The organism is Herbiconiux dendrobii, from assembly GCF_052048175.1.
Classification (GTDB): domain Bacteria; phylum Actinomycetota; class Actinomycetes; order Actinomycetales; family Microbacteriaceae; genus Herbiconiux.
Window position 1 is genome coordinate 539,616 of record NZ_JBLZQV010000004.1, and the last position, 20,325, is coordinate 559,940.

The 20,325-nt window shown below is 72.1% G+C and carries 22 protein-coding genes; 10 read left to right on the forward strand and 12 right to left on the reverse strand.

Annotation, left to right across the window (positions count from 1 at the left end; translation table 11 throughout):
• Window positions 1-6 precede the first annotated feature (6 nt).
• Both ACN4JJ_RS15315 and glgX read right to left on the reverse strand, forming a co-directional pair.
• Complete coding sequence (locus ACN4JJ_RS15315; protein WP_440710747.1) at window positions 7-1,455, reverse strand: phytoene desaturase family protein; 1,449 nt, start codon at window positions 1,453-1,455, stop codon at window positions 7-9.
• Entirely contained in the window at window positions 1,452-3,536 is a 2,085-nt protein-coding gene (glgX, locus tag ACN4JJ_RS15320; RefSeq protein WP_440710748.1) for a glycogen debranching protein GlgX, read from the reverse strand. The genes ACN4JJ_RS15315 and glgX overlap by 4 nt, the downstream gene beginning before the upstream one ends.
• 190 nt (window positions 3,537-3,726) lie before the next feature.
• Between glgX and ACN4JJ_RS15325 the strand changes: the two genes are divergently transcribed.
• The gene (locus ACN4JJ_RS15325) at window positions 3,727-6,360 is read left to right on the forward strand and encodes an ATP-dependent Clp protease ATP-binding subunit (protein WP_440710749.1); all 2,634 of its coding nucleotides are present in this window, start codon (window positions 3,727-3,729) and stop codon (window positions 6,358-6,360) included.
• A gap of 142 nt (window positions 6,361-6,502) precedes the next feature.
• Here the strand turns inward: ACN4JJ_RS15325 and ACN4JJ_RS15330 are convergent, their stop codons facing one another.
• Complete coding sequence (locus ACN4JJ_RS15330) at window positions 6,503-6,880, reverse strand: DUF805 domain-containing protein (protein ID WP_440710750.1); 378 nt, start codon at window positions 6,878-6,880, stop codon at window positions 6,503-6,505.
• Between the two features lie 59 nt (window positions 6,881-6,939).
• Here ACN4JJ_RS15330 and ACN4JJ_RS15335 point away from each other — a divergent pair, with 59 nt between their 5' ends.
• The 4 genes from ACN4JJ_RS15335 to ACN4JJ_RS15350 all read left to right on the forward strand — a co-directional run bounded on the left by ACN4JJ_RS15335 (window position 6,940) and on the right by ACN4JJ_RS15350 (window position 10,707).
• Window positions 6,940-7,581 carry a TMEM175 family protein gene (locus ACN4JJ_RS15335; RefSeq protein ID WP_440710751.1) on the forward strand — a complete coding sequence of 214 codons (642 nt, stop codon included), beginning with the start codon at window positions 6,940-6,942 and terminating at the stop codon, window positions 7,579-7,581.
• An 82-nt stretch (window positions 7,582-7,663) separates the two neighbouring features.
• Window positions 7,664-9,049 carry a sensor histidine kinase gene (locus ACN4JJ_RS15340; RefSeq protein ID WP_440710752.1) on the forward strand — a complete coding sequence of 462 codons (1,386 nt, stop codon included), beginning with the start codon at window positions 7,664-7,666 and terminating at the stop codon, window positions 9,047-9,049.
• A complete protein-coding gene (locus ACN4JJ_RS15345; RefSeq protein ID WP_440710753.1) occupies window positions 9,046-9,699 on the forward strand; it encodes a response regulator in 654 nt (217 codons plus the stop codon). The genes ACN4JJ_RS15340 and ACN4JJ_RS15345 overlap by 4 nt, the downstream gene beginning before the upstream one ends.
• 111 nt (window positions 9,700-9,810) lie before the next feature.
• Entirely contained in the window at window positions 9,811-10,707 is an 897-nt protein-coding gene (locus ACN4JJ_RS15350; RefSeq protein WP_440710754.1) for a hypothetical protein, read from the forward strand.
• 72 nt (window positions 10,708-10,779) lie between these two features.
• Here ACN4JJ_RS15350 and ACN4JJ_RS15355 read toward each other — a convergent pair whose 3' ends face one another.
• Window positions 10,780-11,235, reverse strand: coding sequence for a hypothetical protein (locus ACN4JJ_RS15355; protein WP_440710755.1), 456 nt, complete (start codon window positions 11,233-11,235; stop codon window positions 10,780-10,782).
• Window positions 11,236-11,517: 282 nt separating this feature from the next.
• Between ACN4JJ_RS15355 and ACN4JJ_RS15360 the strand changes: the two genes are divergently transcribed.
• Entirely contained in the window at window positions 11,518-11,676 is a 159-nt protein-coding gene (locus ACN4JJ_RS15360) for a hypothetical protein (RefSeq protein ID WP_440710756.1), read from the forward strand.
• A gap of 62 nt (window positions 11,677-11,738) precedes the next feature.
• Window positions 11,739-12,638 carry an alpha/beta hydrolase gene (locus ACN4JJ_RS15365; protein WP_440710757.1) on the forward strand — a complete coding sequence of 300 codons (900 nt, stop codon included), beginning with the start codon at window positions 11,739-11,741 and terminating at the stop codon, window positions 12,636-12,638.
• A gap of 4 nt (window positions 12,639-12,642) precedes the next feature.
• Here ACN4JJ_RS15365 and ACN4JJ_RS15370 read toward each other — a convergent pair whose 3' ends face one another.
• Together ACN4JJ_RS15370 and ACN4JJ_RS15375 are read right to left on the reverse strand one after the other, a co-directional pair.
• The gene (locus tag ACN4JJ_RS15370; RefSeq protein ID WP_440710758.1) at window positions 12,643-13,194 is read right to left on the reverse strand and encodes a CDP-alcohol phosphatidyltransferase family protein; all 552 of its coding nucleotides are present in this window, start codon (window positions 13,192-13,194) and stop codon (window positions 12,643-12,645) included.
• A gap of 17 nt (window positions 13,195-13,211) precedes the next feature.
• Window positions 13,212-13,427, reverse strand: a complete 216-nt coding sequence (locus ACN4JJ_RS15375) for a hypothetical protein (RefSeq protein WP_440710759.1) — start codon at window positions 13,425-13,427, stop codon at window positions 13,212-13,214.
• A 53-nt stretch (window positions 13,428-13,480) separates the two neighbouring features.
• On the opposite strand from ACN4JJ_RS15375, the gene ACN4JJ_RS15380 reads away from it, so the two are divergent.
• Window positions 13,481-13,813 (forward strand): STAS domain-containing protein, encoded by a 333-nt coding sequence (locus ACN4JJ_RS15380; RefSeq protein WP_440710760.1) that lies wholly within the window; start codon window positions 13,481-13,483, stop codon window positions 13,811-13,813.
• Complete coding sequence (locus ACN4JJ_RS15385; protein ID WP_440710761.1) at window positions 13,806-14,222, forward strand: ATP-binding protein; 417 nt, start codon at window positions 13,806-13,808, stop codon at window positions 14,220-14,222. Before ACN4JJ_RS15380 ends, ACN4JJ_RS15385 begins: the two co-directional genes overlap by 8 nt.
• On the opposite strand, the gene ACN4JJ_RS15390 is transcribed toward ACN4JJ_RS15385, so the two are convergent.
• Together ACN4JJ_RS15390 and ACN4JJ_RS15395 are read right to left on the reverse strand one after the other, a co-directional pair.
• A complete protein-coding gene (locus ACN4JJ_RS15390; protein ID WP_440710762.1) occupies window positions 14,194-15,399 on the reverse strand; it encodes a PP2C family protein-serine/threonine phosphatase in 1,206 nt (401 codons plus the stop codon). The two genes, ACN4JJ_RS15385 and ACN4JJ_RS15390, sit on opposite strands and share 29 nt — an antisense overlap.
• A gap of 14 nt (window positions 15,400-15,413) precedes the next feature.
• A complete protein-coding gene (locus ACN4JJ_RS15395; RefSeq protein WP_440710763.1) occupies window positions 15,414-15,953 on the reverse strand; it encodes a nitroreductase family deazaflavin-dependent oxidoreductase in 540 nt (179 codons plus the stop codon).
• A gap of 78 nt (window positions 15,954-16,031) precedes the next feature.
• Here ACN4JJ_RS15395 and ACN4JJ_RS15400 point away from each other — a divergent pair, with 78 nt between their 5' ends.
• Window positions 16,032-17,306, forward strand: coding sequence for a hypothetical protein (locus tag ACN4JJ_RS15400; RefSeq protein ID WP_440710764.1), 1,275 nt, complete (start codon window positions 16,032-16,034; stop codon window positions 17,304-17,306).
• Here the strand turns inward: ACN4JJ_RS15400 and ACN4JJ_RS15405 are convergent.
• The 4 genes from ACN4JJ_RS15405 to ACN4JJ_RS15420 all read right to left on the reverse strand — a co-directional run bounded on the left by ACN4JJ_RS15405 (window position 17,271) and on the right by ACN4JJ_RS15420 (window position 20,180).
• Window positions 17,271-17,891, reverse strand: a complete 621-nt coding sequence (locus ACN4JJ_RS15405) for a hypothetical protein (protein WP_440710765.1) — start codon at window positions 17,889-17,891, stop codon at window positions 17,271-17,273. The genes ACN4JJ_RS15400 and ACN4JJ_RS15405 overlap by 36 nt on opposite strands.
• Window positions 17,888-18,502 (reverse strand): hypothetical protein, encoded by a 615-nt coding sequence (locus tag ACN4JJ_RS15410; RefSeq protein WP_440710766.1) that lies wholly within the window; start codon window positions 18,500-18,502, stop codon window positions 17,888-17,890. The genes ACN4JJ_RS15405 and ACN4JJ_RS15410 overlap by 4 nt, the downstream gene beginning before the upstream one ends.
• Window positions 18,499-19,179 carry a hypothetical protein gene (locus ACN4JJ_RS15415; protein ID WP_440710767.1) on the reverse strand — a complete coding sequence of 227 codons (681 nt, stop codon included), beginning with the start codon at window positions 19,177-19,179 and terminating at the stop codon, window positions 18,499-18,501. Before ACN4JJ_RS15415 ends, ACN4JJ_RS15410 begins: the two co-directional genes overlap by 4 nt.
• Window positions 19,180-19,280: 101 nt before the next feature.
• Entirely contained in the window at window positions 19,281-20,180 is a 900-nt protein-coding gene (locus ACN4JJ_RS15420; RefSeq protein WP_440710768.1) for an aggregation-promoting factor C-terminal-like domain-containing protein, read from the reverse strand.
• Window positions 20,181-20,325: the final 145 nt, after the last annotated feature.

Below are 20,325 nucleotides of genomic sequence, written 5' to 3' on the forward strand. Positions count from 1 at the left end.
CGACGGTCAGGGCGCCAGCGAGGGCGGGATGGTGATGCCGAACTCCTTCGCCAGCGCACGCCGGGCCGCGTACCAGCCCGCGAGCCCGTGCACGCCGGGGCCGGGAGGCGTCGACGACGAGCAGAGGTAGACGCCCTCGGCGGGCGTGGCCCACGGGTTCAGCGAGAGCGTCGGCCGGCGGATCAGCTGCCCGAAGGTCGCCGCCCCGCCCGCGATGTCGCCTCCGACGTAGTTCGGGTTGTGGTTCTCGAGGTCGATGGCCGTGCGCGAGCTGGAGGCGAGCACGAGGTCGCGGAAGCCCGGTGCGAACCGCTCGATCTGCCGGGTGATGGCCTCGGTGCGATCCAGCGGCGAATCGGCTGGCACGTGCGTGTAGGCCCAGAGCACGTGCTGCCCCTCGGGCGCGCGCGACGGGTCGAAGCCCGAGGGCTGCGAGACGAGCACGTAGGGGTCGTGCGGATGCCGGCCCGCCGCGACGTCGGCCTCCGAGGCGGCGATCGCCTCCCGGGTCCCCCCGACGTGCACGGTGCCCGCCTGCGCGAGCGCCGGATCCGACCAGGGCACCGGCCCGCTCAGGGCGTAGTCGACCTTCGCCACCGCGTTGCCGAAGCGGAACCGCCGCAGCGCTGCCAGGTAGCGCGCCGGCAGCCGGTCGGCGGCCAGCCGGGCGAGTCCGGCCGCCGAGGTGTCCAGCAGCACGGCGCGCGGCGAGCCCAGCTCCCGCAGCGACGCCACCGGCGACTCCGTGAGGATCTCGCCGCCGTGCGCCAGGAGGTCGTCGGCCAGCGCCTCGACGATGGCCTGGCTGCCGCCGCGCGGGATGGCCCAGCCCCGGCTGTGCGCGTAGGTGCCGAGCGACAGGGCGGCGCCCGCCGTTCCGAGGCTCGGCATCGGCTGGATCGAGTGCGCCGCCACCCCGCTCAGCAGGGCGGGGGCCCGCACGCCCCGGAACCGCAGGTTCCACAGCGGCGAGCCCTGTTCGAGGCTGCGCAGCCCGAAGCGCGCCGCGGTGATCGGGTGGGCCGGCAGCCGTAGCAGCGTCGACCCGGTGAACTGCGCCACCTCGTCGGCGTGCTCGGCCAGCGGGCCCATCAGGCTCCGCCAGGCCGCGCCGTCGACGCCGAGGTCTTCGACCGTGCGATCGAGGTCGCGATAGGCCACGGCAGCCGGTTCCGTGTCGAGCGGGTGCCCGTAGGAGGCCTCCGGCACGATCAGCTCGATGCGCTCCGCCAGCCCGAAGCGGCGGAAGAACCCCGAAGCCAGGGCGAGCGGGTGCACGGCCGAGCACACGTCGTGCCGGAACCCCGGCAGCGTGGTCTCGGCCGTGCGCGAACCGCCACCGATCGTGGCCTGGCCCTCGTGCACGCGCACCGACAGCCCGGCGCGCGCCATCGTGACGGCGGCTGCGAGACCGTTGGGTCCCGAGCCGACGACGACGACGTCGGGGTCGGTCATCCGGCCTCCGCGGCGGAGCGCAGCAGGGTGAACGATCCGTCGCGCACGATCAGCGTGCTGACCTCGCCCTCCACCTGCTGACCGGGGTCGCTGGAGGCGGCCAGCCGCCACTCGGCGCCGGGCGCATCCGGAACCTGGAATTCGACGCCGTTCTCGGCCGCGTTCAAGAGCAGCGCGAAGGAGTCGGCGCCCGGATGCTCGAACACGAACACGACGGAGCGCGCGTCGGGGTTGTCCCAGTCCTCGTCGGAGAACTCCTCGCCGTCGGAGCGGAGCGAGCGCACGGTGTCCTGCGGGTCGTCCGACGACGGCGCCTGGCGGAACCAGGCCGGGTGCAGCGCCGGGTTCTCGCGGCGCAGCGCGATCAGGTCGCGGGTGAAGGCGAGCAGCTCCTGGTCGGCGTTCGCCCAGTCGAACCACGAGATCTCGTCGTCCTGGCAGTAGGCGTTGTTGTTGCCGCCCTGGGTGCGGCCGAGTTCGTCGCCGCCGAGCAGCATCGGCACGCCGGCCGAGAGCAGCAGCGAGGCGAGCAGGTTGCGGCGCTTGCGGTCGCGGCGCTCGTTCACGGCCTCGTCGTCGGTGGGGCCCTCGGCGCCGCCGTTCGAGGACTTGTTGTCGCTCTCGCCGTCGTTGTTGTCCTCGCCGTTGGCCGCGTTGTGCTTGTCGTTGTACGAGGTGAGGTCGTGCAGGGTGAAGCCGTCGTGCGCGGTGATGAAGTTCACGCTCGACAGCGGCGAGCGCCGTGAGGCCTCGTAGACGTCGGGCGAGCCCAGGATGCGCTGCGCGAGGGTGCCGAGCACGGCATCCGTGCCGTTCCAGAAGTCGCGCACGTCGTCGCGGAACTTGCCGTTCCACTCCGACCAGTCGGCCGGGAAGCCGCCGACCTGGTAGCCCGCGGTGTCCCACGGCTCGGCGATCATCTTCACCGGCGCGAGCACCGGGTCCTGCTGGATGAGGGTGAGGAACGCGCTGTGCAGCTCGGCGTCGCCGCCCTGCCGGGTGAGGGTGGTGGCCAGGTCGAAGCGGAAGCCGTCGACGTGCATCTCGGTGACCCAGTAGCGCAGCGAGTCCATGATCAGCCCGAGGGCGGCCGGATGCCCGACGTTGAGGCTGTTGCCGGTGCCTGTGGTGTCGAAGTAGTTGCCCTCGTCGCCCTCCACCAGGCGGTAGTAGGCGGCGTTGTCGATGCCCTTGAAGCTCAGCGTCGGGCCCATGTGGTTGCCCTCGGCGGTGTGGTTGTAGACCACGTCGAGGATGACCTCCAGGCCGGCCTCGTGCAGCGCCTTGACCATCTGCTTGAATTCGGCGACCTGCCCGCCAGGGCCGGCCGCGGCGCCCGCGTCGCTCACGTACTCGTTGTGCGGGGCGAAGAAGCCGATCGAGTTGTAGCCCCAGTAGTTGCGCAGGCCCTTCTCCTCGAGGTGGCTGTCCTGCACGAACTGCTGCACCGGCAGCAGCTCGACCGCGGTGACGCCGAGGTCGGTGAGGTGCTTGATCGCCGAGGGATGCGCGAGGCCCGCGTAGGTGCCCCGGATCTCCTCCGGGATCTCGGGGTGCAGCTTGGTGAAGCCCTTGACGTGGGTCTCGTAGACGACCGACTCGCTGAGCAGGGTGCGCGGCGCGCGGTCGTCTCCCCAGTCGAAGCCCGGGTCGGTGATGATGCAGCGGGGCGTGGCCGGCGCCGAGTCGGTGTCGTCGCGCTGCTCGGGGTCGTTCATGTCGTGGCCGAAGACGGCCTGGCCCCAGTCGTAGCCACCGTCGATCGCGGTGGCGTGCGGGTCGAGCAGCAGCTTGTTCACGTTGTGCCGGAGACCGGCGGCGGGGTTCCACGGGCCGTCGACGCGGATGCCGTAGCGGGTGCCGATGCCGGCTCCGTCGACGAAGCCGTGGAAGACGTGCCCGGTGCGCTCGGGCAGGCGGATGCGGGTCTCCTCGCCGTTCTCGTCGAAGGTGCAGACGTACACGTGGTCGGCGGTCTCGGAGTAGAGGGCGAAGTTCCAGCGGCCGTCGCCGGTGTCGTCGGCACCGTCGTGCACCGTCGAGAAGCCGAGCGGGTAGGGAAGGGAACGGGCAGCAGCCATGAGAGGAAGTCCTGTCAGTGGGAGTCGGGTATCGACTCTCATCAAGCCATGATTCGACGGAATTGAGACCCCCTGTTTTTCCTCGAGAGGGAGCTGTATCCGCCTCTCAGGGTACCCACGGGAATAACTTCCCGTCGATGGCGTTGAACTTGAGCGTAAGGCACTCAAGTTTCATGAACCAGGAGGTTTCGTGCCCGAGAACTTCGGCCCCGAGGGGCCCACGCAAGACGGCAGCGGCAACAACAGCTCGTTCGACGAGTTCCTCGCGCGCTACCTCGAAGGCGAGCGCGCGGCCCGCGCCGGCCGCTCGATCGACCTCAGCAAGCTGATCAGCCGCCGCACCCAGGAGCTGCTCGCCGAAGCCGGCCAGTACGCGATCGGCCACGGCCACCGCGAGCTCGACGCCCTGCACATCCTGCGCACCATCGCACCCGTGCAGCCCGCGTCCGACGCCATCCGCGGGGTCGGCGCCGACCCGCGCGCGATCGTGCGGGCCGCCGAGTCGCGGCTCCCCGCCGCGAGCAGCGACCCCGTCACCGCCCCGGCGCTCACCCAGAGCGCCCAGCGCGCCCTGTTCCACGCCTACCAGGTGGCCCGCGCCTCGGGCTCGACCTACATCGACCCCGAGCACCTCTTCTTCGCGCTCGTGATCAACCAGGACTCCCCCGCCGGCCAGGTGCTGGCACAGGCCGGCGTGACCCCGGATGCGCTGCAGGAGGGCATGCGCCAGAACATCGGCGCCGCGGCCGGCGCTGCGGGTGACCCCGCTTCGGCGATGGGCGACGACACCGCCGACGCGGCATCCGAGACCCCGACGCTCGACAAGTTCGGCACCGACCTCACCGCGCTCGCCCGCGAAGGCTCGCTCGACCCGGTGGTCGGCCGGCTCGACGAGATCGAGCAGACCGTCGAGATCCTGTCCCGCCGCACCAAGAACAACCCGGTGCTGGTGGGCGAGGCCGGCGTCGGCAAGACCGCGATCGTCGACGGCATCGCCCAGGCGATCGTCGACGGCACCGTGCCCGAGCAGCTGCGCGACAAGCGCGTGGTGGCCATCGACCTGCCCGCGATGCTCGCCGGAACCCGCTTCCGCGGCGACTTCGAGGAGCGCCTCACCACGCTGATGGACGAGATCTCGGCGCACAAGAACGAGATCATCGTGTTCATCGACGAGATCCACACGGTCGTCGGCGCGGGCGGTTCCGGCGAGAACAGCATGGACGCCGGCAACATCCTGAAGCCCCGGCTGGCCCGCGGCGACCTGCATCTGCTGGGCGCCACCACGCTCAAGGAGTACCGCGGCATCGAGAAGGACCCGGCGCTCGAGCGCCGTTTCTCGCCCGTGACCGTGGGCGAGCCGTCGATCCCGGATGCCGTGCAGATCCTGCACGGGCTCCGCTCGGCGTACGAGGAGCACCACGGCGTGAGCTACACGGATGCGGCCCTCGCCAGCGCCGTCGAGCTCTCGGCCCGCTACGTGAGCGACCGCTTCCTGCCCGACAAGGCGATCGACCTGATCGACCAGGCCGGCGCGCGACTGCGGCTCTCGCTCGGCAAGCTGCCCGAGGTGGTCGACATCTCGGCGCTGCAGGCCGATCTGGCCGCCCTGGAGGGCGCGAAGAACGCCGCTGTCTCGGCCGAGCACTACGAGGAGGCCTCGCGCATCCGCGACGAGATCGAACAGATCCAGCAGCAGCTGGCCGAGGCGGTCTCGCTGCCGGGCCGGGTGGCCGCCGAGCGCGCCGCCGGCGGGATCGACGCCGCCGCCGTGGTGGACGAGACCGAGATCGCCGCGGTGATCTCGCGGGCCACGGGCATCCCGGTGTCCCGCCTGGGTGACGTCGACCGCGAGCGCCTGGCCGCCCTGGAGGGCGAGCTGCACGAGCGCGTGATCGGGCAGGACGACGCCGTGACCGTGGTGGCCAAGGCCGTGCGCCGCAACCGCACCGGCATGGGCGACGCGAACCGGCCGATCGGCTCGTTCCTCTTCCTCGGCCCCACCGGCGTGGGCAAGACCGAGCTGGCCAAGTCGCTGGCGGGATCGCTGTTCGGCGACGAGTCGGCGATGCTGCGCTTCGACATGTCGGAGTTCGGCGAGCGCCACACGGTCTCCCGCCTGGTCGGGAGCCCTCCCGGTTACGTCGGCTACGACGAGGCGGGCCAGCTGACCGAGCGCATGCGCCGCAACCCGTACTCGGTGGTGCTGTTCGACGAGATCGAGAAGGCCCACCCGGACGTGTTCAACCTGCTCCTGCAGGTGCTCGACGACGGGCGACTGACCGACGGCCAGGGCCGCACGGTCGACTTCCGCAACACGGTGGTCATCATGACCTCGAACCTCGGATCGGAGTTCCTGGCCTCGCGCAGCGGTGCCATGGGCTTCGTGGCAGCCTCGGCGGACGGCTCCGCCGGCAACGGCTTCGGCTCGGACAAGGCGCTGCGCGACCGCGTGATGGGCAAGCTGCGCGAGGCGATGCGGCCGGAGTTCCTCAACCGGATCGACGAGATCGTGCTGTTCCGCAAGCTGGAGAAGGCGCAGCTGCGCCAGATCGTGTCGCTGCTGCTCGGCGCCACCCGCGCCCGGCTGGCCGCGCACGAGATCGGGCTGACGGTGACGGAGGCCGCGATCGACTGGATGGCGGAGAACGGCTACGAGCCCGAGTACGGCGCCCGCCCGCTCCGCCGCGTCATCCAGCGCTCGGTCGACGACCGCATCGCCGACCTGCTGGTCTCCGGCGCCCTCGCCGATGGCGGAGCGGTCACCGTCGATGCCGTCGCGGGCGACCTCACGGTCACCGCCGCCGGCCTCGTGGCCGCCGCGTGATCCGGGTCGGCGCCTGATCCGGATCAGCGCCTGATCCGGGTCAGCGCCTGAATCCGGGTCAGCGCCTGAACTGGTTCTCGGCGGCGCGTATTTCTGCAGGAACCCCGGATACCCCGCCCTGCGCGTCCCGCAGGACGCGGCGTCAGATGCGCGGGACGGCGTCCCGGGCCGGATCGCACAGCCGGAGCACCACCACGATGACGCCGGCGATGGGCACGAGCAGCCAGAGCAGCTGGAGCCAGCTGTTGCCGCCGTCGCGCAGGCGCCGCACGGCGACCGCGAGGGTGGGCACCAGCACCGCCACCGACCACACCGTCGACAGCGTGGTGCCGAGCGCCAGCATGCCCAGCGGCGTGCTGATGTTGAGCGCGCCGAGGCCGAAGCTCACCACCGAGACGAACAGGATGAACCACCAGAACTCGGCCACCCCGGCGCGGCCGGTGAAGTCGGCGTACCGGCGCAGGCCTGTGGCGATGGCCGTGCCGAACGGCATCGAAGGACGGGCGGTCGAGTCGCTCATGCCCCGATTCTACCGAGGCCGCCTCCGAGGCTCCGATGCGGCCTCCCTAGGATGAGCCCATGTCACCCGAACCCGGCGAGTCCCCCGAGAGCGGTGTCGGGCGCCTGGTCGCCTTCACGGACGCGGTCGTGGCGATCGCCATCACGCTGATCGTGCTGCCCCTGGTCGACACGGCGCAGGAGGGTTCCGGCTCCGCGCTCGACTTCCTCACCGGCAACGCCCTCGGCCTCGGGGCGGCCGCGCTCAGCTTCGTCGTGATCGCCGCGTTCTGGAAAGACCACCACCGGCTGTACCGCGGCGTCACGGGGTCGACCCGGGCGCTGGTGAACACGAACCTGCTCTGGGTGGCGTGCATCGTGTTCCTCCCCTTGCCCACGGTGCTCGTGGTCTCCTCGCCCGGGCACGACTCGTTCGCCGCCGGGCTCTACATCGGCACCGTGCTGGTGGCGGAGATCGCCGTGCGCCTGCAAGAGCTGGTGCTGGTGCGACGCGGTCTGCTCCCGCCCGGTCGCGAACCGGCTCGCGGCTATCTGTGGGCCGACTGGATCACCGCCGGTCTCACCGCGCTCGCCCTCGCCATCACGCTCGTCGTCCCTCCGGCAGGGCTTTACCCCTTGCTGCTGATGCTGCTGTCGTGGCCGGTCAACTCGCTCGTGCGCCGGGGCGGGCCGCCCGAAGCGCGCACGCACCGCATCCTCTGACGCCCGCAGGCCCTGCCCTGCCCGGCTGCCCGCGCGCCGGCCCGGGCGGTGCGGACCCGGCGCATCCGTCCATACTGAGAGGATGCCCCCGGAACCGGCCTGGATCGACCTCACGGCCGCGCAGGCGCGCCGCTCGGCTCGCGTCGAACCGCCCTCGCGGCGCGGGCTGTTCACCCGCCTGATCGCCGCCGCCGTGCTGGTGGTGCTCGTGGTGGTGGCCGTCGGCGTGTTCGTGGCCCGCCAGCTCGCCGACCGCGAGGCGGTGCACGACGCGGCCCGCTCGGCGGAGCTGCTCGGCGACGTGATCGTCGAACCGGCGCTCAGCGACGCCCTGCTCGACGGCGACACCGCGGCGCGCGCCCTGCTCGACGAGCTGGTGCGCACCCGGGTGCTCGGCGAATCCGTGGTGCGGGTCAAGATCTGGGATGCCGAGGGCCGCATCCTGTACTCCGACGAACCGCGGCTGATCGGCGAGACCTTCGGACTCGACGAGGAGGAGCTGCGCGTGCTCGCGAGCAACGGCGTGGAGGCCGAGGTGAGCGACCTCGGCGCCCCCGAGAACCGCTACGAGACCGGCCAGGGCGAGCTGCTCGAGGCCTACCACGCGGTCACCAGCCCGAGCGGGCGGGCCGTGCTGTTCGAGGCCTACTTCCGCTACGACCAGGTGAGCGTGCGCACCGGCGAGCTCTGGGGCGCGTTCTCGCTGCTGGCCGTGGGCAGCGTGCTCGCCCTGCTGGTGCTGCTGCTGCCACTCGGGCGGCGGCTGGTCGTCTACCTGCGCGACGTGCGCGCCCACCGCGAGGCGGTGCTGCAGCACGCGCTCGACGCCTCCTCCGACGAGCGGCGGCGGATCGCCGGCCGGCTGCACGACGGCGCCATCCAAGACCTCACGGCCGGCGCACTCGCGCTGCACGGCGGGGCCGCGCGCGCCCAGCGCTCGGGTGACACCGCCCTCGCGACCGAGCTCGACGAGGCGGCGCGCACCCTGCGCGCCAACGTGGGAGGGCTGCGTTCCCTGCTGGTGGACGTGTACCCGCCGAGCCTCACGGCCGCGGGCATCCGCTCGGCGCTGGACGATCTCGCCGACGCCGTCCGCGGTCGCGGCGTCGGCGTGCGGATCGTCGACGACGGCATCCCCGAGCTGACCCCCGACGAGGCCCGGCTGGTCTTCCGCGTGGTGCGGGAGTGCCTGGCGAACACGGTGCGGCACGCGAAGGCCGCCGAGGCCGTGGTGACCCTCGGCCCGGTGCAGCCCGACGGATCGGTGCCGGTCGGGATCGCCGACGACGGGCGCGGCTTCGAACCGGAGGGCATCGAGCGGCCCGAATCCGGCCACCTGGGCATCCCGCTGATCGTCGAGGCGGCCGCCGCCTCGGGCGCCCGGCTGCTGGTGCGGAGCGAGCCGGGCCGCGGCACGGACTGGCGGCTAGTGCTGCGCGCGAGCAGCCCGGTGGGGGCACGCTCGTGATCCGGGTCGCACTGATCGACGACCATCCTCTGGTGCGCGCCGGGCTGATCGCCCTGCTGCGCGAGCTCGACGACGTGACCGTGGTGGGCAAGGCCGCCGACGGGTCCGAGGCCCTCGCCCTGACGCGGGACAGCCGCCCCGACGTGCTGCTGATGGACCTGTCGATGCCGGGGCTGGACGGTGTCGACGCGACCCGGGCGCTGCGGCAGGAGCATCCGGCCCTCCCCATCGTCATCCTCACCTCCTCGCGCGACGGAGAGCGCCTGCGCGACGCGCTCGCCGCGGGCGCGACCGGCTACCTGCTGAAAGACGCGGAGCCCGCCGAGATCGCCGCCGGCATCCGTTCGGCCGCACGCGGGGAGTCGCCGATCGATCCCCGGGTGGCGCGGATGCTCTTCCCGGGCGCGGCGTCGATCCCGCCCGACGCCGCCGGGCCGGCCGCGGCGGCCGAGCAGGCCGAGCCGCTCATCCGGGGCCGCGAGGCCGAGGTGCTGCGCCTGGTCGCCCGGGGGCTGGCCAACAAGCAGATCGCCCGCGAGCTCGGCATCGCCGAACGCACCGTCAAGGTGCACCTCGGCAGCGTCTTCCGCCGGCTGGGGCTGAACGACCGCACCAGCGCGGCGCTGTGGGCTCGCGAGAACGGCTATTAGCAGCACGACGGGTACTAGTACCAAGGTCGTATCGACCGCACGACGGGCGTCGATGACGATGGGAGAGCGGCCAGCCCGCATCCGCTCTCCCCCGTCACCGGAAGGCCTCTCATGACCACGCACCGAACCACCCGCCCGCCGCGGTCGTTCCGCCGCATCGCCCGCGGCGCGCTCGTCGCCGCCACGATCACCGCCACCGCCCTGGTGGGCGCCACCGCCTTGGCCGCTCCCGCCAGCGCCAAGCCCTCGGCCGGCGGCGGCGACTACGCCGTCACCGTGAACGGCACCACCTACAACCCCGCCGCGGGCAAAGACGTGAAGCTGAAAGACCTCGCCGTCACCGGCCCGATCACGGTCACCGGCCTCAACAACACCTTCCGCATCGACCCCGGCACCCTCGGCGTCTACGACTACACGCTCACCGGGGCTCCGGATGCGCTGCGCATGGTCACCTCGCCCACGGTCGTGTTCGCCTCCAAGGTGCCCACCCTCACCCCGGCGCAGATCGGCAAGCCCACCATCAAGCAGCTCGAGGTGAAGGACGACACCCTCGTCATCATCTTCGCCGCCGCCGGCGGCAAGCTGAAGATCCAGGCCAAGGACGGCGCCCAGGGCGGCATCTTCCAGATGGAACCGGAGTTCGCCGGCTCCGTCGAGCTCGTGCACACGCTCGGCCCGGGCCTGTTCTACTTCGTGAACCAGTACACCGGCAAGATCAACTTCGGCAACGGGGTGGATGCGGTGACCGCCTCGCAGAGCGCCACCGGCTTCCACCAGATGCTGCTCGGCAAGGACAGCCCTCAGGTCGCCACGAAGACCCTGCAGACCGGAACCGTCACCAAGTGGCTCGTCACCTCGGGCGGACGCCTCGGAGGCGTGCTCGGCGAAGACGCCATCGAGCTCTCGCAGGGCGCCACGAACTGCACCAGCCAGTGCCAGGCGCAGAACCAGATCCACGGTTCGCTGCCGGTGCCGCCGAACCCGACGAACCCCACGCCCATCGGCTGAGTTCGCCGGACGCGGGGCCGCACGCTTGGGGGCGTGCGGCCCTTTTCCGTCGGGTCAGGTGCTTTTCCGGGGTCAGGTGCGGCGGATGCACCAGGCCGCGAAGAGGCCGGCGGCGAGCGCGCCGACCACCACGATCGACGAGATCATCAGCCACACCTGCCACGAGCCGAGCAGGCCGCTCGCCGCGATGCCGATCGAGGCCGTTCCCACGGCGATCCGCCAGAGCACCGCCCGGCTGCGCGCGCGCACGGCGAGTCCGCGCCGATCCACCTCCAGCCAGGCGACGACGCCCACCAGGGTGGCCATCACGGCCACCACGAAGCCGAGCGTCAGGCTCGTCGACGCGGTCAGCACCCCGAGGCCCGGCACCCCCTTCGAGGTGAGCGCGAAGGTGATCTGCGAGGTCACGAAGGTGACGATCCCGGCGGCGAGGCCGCCCTCCAGAACGAACCAGCCCGAGTGGCTGACGTCCTGATCCTGCGGGAGGCCGCCGCGGCGGCGCTCCGTCTTGCGTACTGCGATGGTCATGACACACTCCGGGTCGGAGACGACGGGATGCAGCCACCGGTCGTCGTGGTGCCGAATGGGCGACGCTGCCCTGGGGATTCGGAGCCCTCGCTCATCGTCGAGCGGGGCGGCTTGCTCCACCCACGATACCGCCGGGAGGCGTCGGACGGCTTAGGCGCCGGCCCCGATTCCCGAACGATCTACGGCATCCGCCCGATGAGGCGGCCCGGCCTCAGCGAGGAGGGTGAGGGCATCAGGTCGATCCGCCAGGGATCGGCCCATCCCGACCGGAAGGCGCCTCCCATGCTGTTCGTCATCGTCATCCTCGCCGCCCTCGCCCTCTGGGGCGTCATCGTGGCGGTTCTCGCGATCGCGCACGACGGTCCGGGCCGCCGGGCCGCCGCGGGCCCCCGCCCCGACGACTACCCGCTGCTCACCGACGCGCGGTTCTTCACGCGCTGAGGCGGATCGGCCGCCGACCGGGCAGACTCGACATGGAGTCCCCGACCGCATAAGAGGTGGCCATGTCCGTTCCGATGTCCCTCACCCGAGCGCTGCTCGGCATCGCACCGCTCAAAGCCGCGTGGCGGAGGGCCGGCGAGTCGCGCGGCCTCCGCGACGCACCGGCCCCGCCGGCCCTCCGCCGCCTCTGCACGGTCGAGCACCGGATGCTCGGCGGCTTCCCGGTGACGCTCGTCACGCCCCGCGAACACGCGACCGGCACCCAGCTGGTGTATCTGCACGGCGGCGGGTACGTGGGGCCGGTCATCGCGGCGCACTGGAGCATCATCACCTCCCTGGTCGAGCGATCGGGGGCGACCGTGGTGGTGCCGAGCTACGGCCTCGCTCCCGAGCACACGGCGGTGCAGGCGTATCCGTTCCTCGACGAGGTCTACCGGCAGGCGCTGGACCGGGCCGCCCCCACCGGGTCGCCCGTGTTCGTGGCAGGCGACTCCGCCGGCGGCGGTCTGGCGGTCGGGCTCGCCCTGCGCTGCCGCGACGGCGAGCTGCCGCCGCCGGCCGGGTTGCTGCTGTTCTCGCCCTGGCTCGACGTGCGACTCGAGTCGCCGGCCATCGCCGCGCTCGAGTCGCGCGACCCGCTGCTCGAGCGGTCGAACCTGGTCGAGGCGGGAGAGCTCTGGGCCGCGGGGTCGCCGGGCGGCACCGCCGATCCGCAGGTCAGCCCGCTCACCGACCCGCTCGCGGGACTGCCGCCGACGTTCGTCTACCAGGGCGACCGCGACATCCTGCTGCCGGATGCCAAGGCCTTCGCCGCGAAGGCGCGTGCCGCGGGCAGCACCGTCGAGCTGCGGCTCTACCCGGGCGCCATCCACGTGTTCGTCGGCGCCGGCTGGACCCCCGAGGCGAAGCGGGCACTCGCCCACGCGGCCGGCCGCATGCGGGACCTCGGCGGCACCCCCTGAGGCCCTACCTGTTCCGGGCCGCCGCGCTCGCCGGTCCGCGCAGCGTCACGACCGTGTACTCGATGTTCGCCACGGCGTGCAGCACGCAGCCCACGCCCACCACGGCGAGCGCCGCGGTGCCGAGCACCCGGTCGTCGGGCCAGAACGACTCCACGAGCAGCAGCAGCGGGAAGCCGACCATCAGCAGCACCGTGCGAACCCGGCCGAGCCAGCGCACCATCACGATGCCGGGCTTCTTCGCCAAGATCGTGATGCCCAGCAGCAGATCGCTCAGCAGCAGCACGACGGCCATCCAGAGCGGCACCAGTCCGGCGGCCACGAGGGTGACGCACACCACGAACTGGCTCACGCGGTCGGCGATCGGATCGAGCTTCTTGCCGAGATCGGTGATCTGGTCGAAACGGCGGGCGATGAAGCCGTCGGCCCAGTCGGTGATGCCGAGCACGATCAGCACGATCAGCGCCAGCAGCGGATTGCCGAACACCAGCAGCGACACCACGAAGAGGGGTGTCAGAACGACGAGTCGCCCGATGGAGATGGTGTTGGGAACGTTCACGCGACCGGATGCTCGCGTCAGGCGTCGGGCAGCGGCTCGGTGGTGATGATCGACCCCGTCCAGCCTGCTTGCGAGGCGATCAGGCCGGTCAGCTCCGCGTTGATGTAGAGCGTCCCCCCGTCGGGCCCGGCGGAGTGGAAGTAGGAGTCGGCGAACACGGAGTCGCTCAGCACGACCTTCACGTTCGGATACGCCTGCACGATGCGCGTGATGGCTTTTTCCGGATCGGACACCCCTCCCCCTTTCGATAGCCTGGGTACAGCTTAGTTCTAGGGGGTATCCATCGATGGAGTTCCAGACCGAATCGATCGGCGACGACATCGCCGTGATCCGCGGTGAAGGCCGCTTGAACATGGTCTCAGGCCCGACGTTGCGCGAGGTCGCCAAGCGCGCCCTCGACGGCGGCCGGCCGCGGCTCGTGCTCGATCTGGCGCTGATCCCGTTCATGGACTCCTCCGGGCTCGGGGCCATCATCAGCTGCCTGAAGTCGGCCCGCGAGGCCGGCGGCGACCTGCGGATCGTGTCGCCCTCCAGCCAGGTGGCGATGGTGCTGAAGCTCTCGAACGTCGACAAGATCCTGCCCGCCTACGACAGCGCCGAGGCGGCCTACCGTGACTGAGGAGCGACAGGATCTCGTCTTCACCTCCCCGCCGGATGACGTGGATGCGGTGCACGCCTTCCTCGAGACCGTCTGGGCCGCGAACCCGGGCATCGCCGAGTTCGAGCGGATGGCCTTCGAGACGGCGCTGATCGAGCTCGCCTCCAACGTCATCCAGCACGCCGCCGGCGACACCGGGGTCACCTGCGTGCTCACCGTCTCGGCCGACGAGAGCGGCCTCAGCGCTTCGCTCACCGACACGGCGGACGCCGGCGGCATCGTGCTGATGAACCGTGAGATGCCCGACGAGCTGGCCGAGTCGGGGCGCGGGATCGCGCTCATCCAGGCCCTCGTCGACGAGCTGCGCTACGAGCGGCTCGACGAGCGGAACGTCTGGACGATCAGCCGCGCGACACCACCACCAGAGTGACGTCGTCGTCGGCGCGCGGTGGCACCAGCGAGGTGAAGGTGTCGACCACGCGCTGAGAGCCGCCCGCGCTGCCGGCCGCGCGCACCAGCGCCGCGATCGGGTCGAGCGACTCGAGCGAGCCGTCGAACAGGTCGAGCAGGCCGTCGGTGAAGGTGAGCAGGCGGTCGCCCTCGCCCAGCACGGCCTCGCCGAGGGTCCACAGGCCGTCGCCCACGATGCCGATCGGAAGGCCCGTGGCCTCGAGTCGCTCGTAGGAGCCGTCGGGGTGCACGATGATCGTCAGGCCGTGGCCGCCGTCGGCGTAGACGATCGCCCCCGTGGCCGTGTCGATGCGCGCGTGGAAGAGCGTGGCGAAGCTGCCGGTGGCGCCGAGGTCGTCGATCAGCTGCTCGTTCACCTGCTCGATCGCCGTCACCACGTCGATGCCGGTGCGGGACTGGAAGGCCGAGCGTACGGTGGCGGCCAGGATGGCGCCGGCCGTGCCCTTGCCCATCACGTCGGCCAGGGTGAGTTCGATCTCGCCCACCTCGCCGTGCCAGGCGTAGAAGTCACCCGCCACGGCCATCGCCGGCACGCAGGCGCCGGCGAGGTCGAAGCCGCCGGGGACGGCCTGGCGGGGCTGGCGCCGGGGCAGCAGCTTCTGCTGCACCTCGGTGGCCCGATCCAGGTCGGCGGTGTCCCGCAGCTCGCGCTCCACCCAGCCGCCGAGCTCGTCGAGCAGCTGCCGCTGCTCGTCGCTGAACTCCCGCGGAGAGGTGTCGACCAGGCACAGGGTGCCCACCTGGCTCTGCTGGTCGATGCTGAGCGGGCGCCCGGCGTAGAACCGGATGTGGCGCTCGTCGCTCACCGCGGAGCGCGACGAGAAGCGGTCGTCCTGCGTGGCATCCGGAACCACGATGATATCGGACTGCTGCACGGTGATGGCGCAGAACGAGTCGTCGAGCGGGATGTCGCCGGCCACGCCCCCGGGCTGCGGAGACTTCGTGTACTGGCGGCGGTCGTCGAGGATGTTGATCTCGGCGATCGGCACGTCGAACAGCTCGCGCGCGATGCGCGTGATGCGGTCGAAGCGCTCCTCGGCCGGGGTGTCGAGCAGGTCGAGCCGCTGCACGGCGTCGAGCCGGAGGCTCTCGAAGCGTTCGCGATCGGTCGGGACGGTCGAATCGGGCTGCTCCATGACAGTCAGCGTAGTCAACCCCGGATGGGGGTGGACGCGCCGGGCGTGGGGCCGCCGTCGGCGGGCACCAGCCGGAAGATGCGCAGGGTGCGACCCGACGCCCGCTCGTAACCGCGATACCCCGGCCACTGCTTCTCGATGAAGGCCCACACGGCCTCGCGCTCCTCGTCGGGCACCAGCGACGCCCGCACGTCGATGCGGCGCCCGCGCACCGACACCCAGGCCTCCGGATGCGCGAGCAGGTTGGCGCTCCAGGCGGGATGGTTCTCGCCCGCGAAATTGCTGCCGGTGACCAGCATCCGGCCGCCCGGTTCGGGGCAGTACATCAGGGCCGATTCGCGGGGCAGGCCCGACTTCGCCCCCGTGGTGTGCAACACCAGGGAGGGCACGAGCAGGCCGCTGAGCGGCACGCGACCGCCGGTGAGCAGCTTCATGGCGCGCTCCAGCGGCGGCATGATCGTCGGGCCGACGCGCCGGAAGAAGCGACTGCGCGAGAAGCGCGCCACCACGATCCGGATGCCGCGCTCGATGCGGGTGCGGAGCAGGGATGCCATGCGCCCATCCTCTCCCGTCCTCGCCGCCGCGGGTGCGGAAAGCCCCACGGGGCCGGACCACAGCTGTAGCCTGATGCCGTGCTCTCCGTCCTGACCCGCACGCTCCGCCTGGTCGCCGCCCGCTGGCCGGTGCTGCTGGCGTGGTTCCTGGCGGGCTGGCTGGTGCGCTACGCGCTGATCGAGGTGGCGGCGTTCGCGGGGGCCTCCAGCGCCCTGCTCGGGCTGCTCATCCTGCCGCTGGCCGTTCTGGCCCGGCTCGGCAGCTACATCGCGATGTTCCTGGCGCTGCGTGACGACATGCCCGCGTTCCGGCGCGTCGACGCGAGCGGCCTGGGCGCGCTCGAGCAGCCGGCCGCCGGCGGGCACCGGCGGGTCTCCGACATCTTCCTGGTGAGCATCCTGCCGTTCTTCGCCTTCTACGCGGCCTGGAAGCTGCTCGGCGCCGACGTGAAGTCGTACGCCGAATCGGCGCTCGGGAACATGAACCCCTTCGCCGACGGCCCCGCGCCCACCGCGGCCGTGCTCAACCTGCAGCTGGATGCCGGCACCCTCGCGACGATCGTCGTGGCGTTCAGCGGGCGGTTCCTGATCAAGCGCTACGCCACGTCGCTGCCGAAGTGGACGAACCTGGTGGCCGTCTACCTCGAAGCGGTCTGGGTGTTCCTGACGCTCTTCCTGATCAGCAACTACACCGCCGGGTTCCAGGCCTGGGTGTCCGGCCGCGCGGCCATCCAGTGGTACGAGCAGCTGAGGGCCGCGGCGTTCGCGGTGTTCGCCCCGCTCGGCTGGCTCTGGGGCGGGATCGAGTGGGCGCTGAACGAGGCCGGTGCGCTGATGCTGTTCCCCCTCGCCTGGCTGACGCTCGCCGGGATCGTCTACGGGCGCGCGCTCAGCACCCCGAAGATCGCCTACCGGCCCTCGCACCGGTACTACACGGGCGTGCGCGACCGCGTGGTCGCCCTGCCGAACGGCGTGCGCACCCGGCTGAAAGACGTGGGCACCGACCTCACCGACCGCTGGCGGCCGCTGGCCGGCGCCGTGCTGCTGATCTGGCGGGCCGGCGTCGTGCCGATGGGGCTGTTCGTGCTGGCCTACACGGTTCTGGATGCCGCCGGCACCTGGCTGCTGCTGGCGGGCGTGCGGCTGATCGGCCCGCACGACCTCTACGGCTGGTGGATGAACTTCGACGACATCCTGGTGTTCGTGGTGAGCGTGCTGCTCGAGCCGCTGCGGCTGTGCCTGATCGCGGCCGCGTACGACTTCTGCCTGCGCCGGCTCGAGGAGCGGCGCGAGGCGGCGGATGCCGCGGCCTCCGCCTCACACGCCCAGCCGGAGGAAGCGCGGGAGCTCTGAGCCCACCTGCACCTCGACGGCGAGCTCGTCGCCGGCGTCGGCGGGCACCACGAAGTGCGACTCGGCCGTGTACGCCGAGGTGCGTTCGGAGTCGCAGCCGACCGCGGCATCCGGATCGGCCACGTACTCCACGCCCGAGGAGAGCGCGTCGCGCCAGCTGCGCACCACCCCACCGCCGCTCAGTTCCTCGAGCACGAAGGTGCACATGGTGGAGCTGGTCGCTCCCCCGGTGAGCTGCGGGTCGACGGCGACCGTCACCACGATCAGGTCGGCGCCCGCGGGCAGGCCGGCGTCGGCCACGGCGGGGTCGTCTCCCGGGATGCGTTGGGCGCCGATCAGCTGCCAGGCGGTGCCGCCGAAGTCGACCCGCTCCCCCGCCGCGACGTGCACCGGAACGCTCGGGCGCCCGGCGTAGTAGGCGCCCCACTCGTTCGAGAAGGTGAGCGCGAGGGTGGCGGGCGCGAGCACGAGGATGCCCAGCAGTCCCCAGCGGTTGCGGCGCCACCAGCGGCGGCCGGGCCGGGCGGTGCCGGACGCGGCGGGTGCCCCGGGGTGGGCGGGGATGGTCGGCGCCGTCTCGCTCATCGCACTCCCCAGACGGGTCGCCCGGTCTCGACGGAGTCCTCGAGCGGCAGCGCTCCGAGGTCGACGGGAACCTCGATCTGCGAGTCGACCCGCCGGTCCTCGTCCAGCGCGAGCTGGACGCTCGCCCGGTGCGCATCCTCGGTCGCCAGCAGTTCCGGCGGCACCTCGAACATCAGTGGGCCCGTGAGGGCGATCCCGGTCGTCAGCGACTGGTCGGCGATCGTTCCCAAGCCGGGCCGGGTGGAGGCGCTGAAGGAGGTGCCGCCGATCTGCAGCCGGGCGGAGCCGAGCCGCGCCGCCTCGTCGGTGACCACGCTCGCGACCCCCGCGTCGACCACCACCCACACCCCGGTGGTCTCGCCGGCCCAGCCGTTGGCCGCCGTGACCTGCTCCGCCACCCGCACCTCGTCGATCGTGGCCACGATGTTGCGCCCGGCGACCTCCTGGCCCACCGCCCCCGCCACCGCGATCGGCGCCTGCCACAACCCCTTGGTGGGCGCCGTGTGGGCCACCACCCCGGCCACCACGAGCACCGCGACGAGCACGAGACCGTTCAGCGCGGACCGCCACCAGCCCTTGGCCGCCGGGCGGGCATCCGGGAGCGCGCTCATCCTTCGCCCTCACCGGTGTCGGCACCCGATCCGTCTCCGGAGTCGGTCACCGGAACCGTCACCGTGGCCGCCACGACCGGATCCACCCACCGCTCACCGGAGGTGATGAAGCCGTCGCTCCGGTACGTCTTGTCGTAGAGGTCGACCGCGATCGCGTCGCCCTCGGCCAGCGCCGCGGGATCGACCGACCAGATGAAGGCGAGTTCGATCGGAACACCGGGCTGCAGGTCGGGGAACTCGGAGCCGTCGCTGATCACCGCCACGCTCAGCGGCATGCTGGCCGCATCCAGGCCCTGGACGCCCACCGGACGGAGGTTGTCGGCCGCGCCGAGGGTGTTCCGCGTCGAGGCGGGGTCGTGCCAGACGTCTTCGACCGTCGCCACCACGACGAGCAGGCGGTCGCCCTCGTCCGGCAGGATGCCCTGCTCGGGGAAGCCGTCCAGCAGCACGGCGCGCTCGACCGTGATGCTGAGCTGTGCGCCGGTGTGGGTGTCTCCGGCGGCGAGCTCGGGGATCGGCGCGGCGACCGCGTCGTTCAGGCCACCGAACGCGGCCGAGACCGCCAGGAAGACGACCAGGCCGCCGGAGACGAACCACTTCGTGGGCACCTTCTGCACCGCGGAGCCGGCCCGGGCGCGCAGGCCCGTGGCGGGTGGTGCCGGCGGTGTGGTCGTCACCCCCACATGCTACTGGCGGATCGTCACCTGTCGACGGATGCGCCGATCGGTGCCGATGGACCGACCGGTGCCGGTTGACCCCACACGGCCGGCCGGCCGGATCAGTACCAGTTGACCGACTGCGAGTGCGACCAGGCCGAGCAGGGCGTGCCGTAGCCGCGGGAGATGTAGTTCAGACCCCAGGAGATCTGGGTGACCGCGTTGGTGGCCCAGTCGTCGGCGATGCTCGCCATCTTGCTGCCGGGCAGCGACTGCGGGATGCCGTAGGCGCCGCTCGAGGCGTTCTCGGCCTGGTAGTTCCAGCCGGACTCCTTGGTCCAGAGCGAGTCGAGGCACTGGAACTGGTCCGATCCCCAGCCGTACTGGTCGGACGCCATCTGCGCGGCGACCGTGCGGGCGCCGTCGGGGGTGTTGGCCAGCGCGAGCGCCTCGGCCGCGGCCTGGGCGGCCGCTGCGGCCTCGGCGGCCGCCTGCGCCGCCGCATCCGCCGCCGCCTTGTCGACGGCCGCGGCCTGCGTGGTGGCCTGCGTGGTCACGGCCACGGCCGTCGTGGTGAGGGTCTGCACCGTGGTGGTGTCGAGGTAGGCGTAGTTCGCCAGCGAGGCGAGCGAGGTCACCAGGGGTGCGGTGTCGACCTTGCCCTTCACCGAGGCCAGAACGGCGTTGCCCGAGGCGACCGCCTCGGCGGCGCGTACGTCGGCCCGGTCCTTGGTGCGCTCGAACAGGGCGCCGGCGGCCGGGTCGGTGGTGTCGGTCGCGTCGGCGGTGGCGGCCACGGTTCCCAGGGCGAGGGCTGTCGAGGCGTTGGTGGTGCCCACCGAGACGGGCTGGGCGCTGGCCGTCATCGGGTTCGCCAGGGAGGCGACCGCCACCAGCACCGCGGCGGCGGCGGCGGAGGAGGCGGGGCCGAGCGCGGCGGTGCGACGCGAGCGGCGACGCGAGTCGCGCAGGGAGCGTCGGGTGGGGTGCGTGTGGTGGGTGGTGCCGGTGGTGCTGTGCACGGTTCGGAGTGTCCAATGTTCGAGCCCGGGAGCACGGGAACGGCCGCTCGGGAGCAGTCGTACCGCGGGCGCGCTCGAAGGGGCGCGCCGAGCGCACGGTGGGGCGCAGCAGCCGCGAGGGCCGCCGTCGCAAGCCGCGGCGATG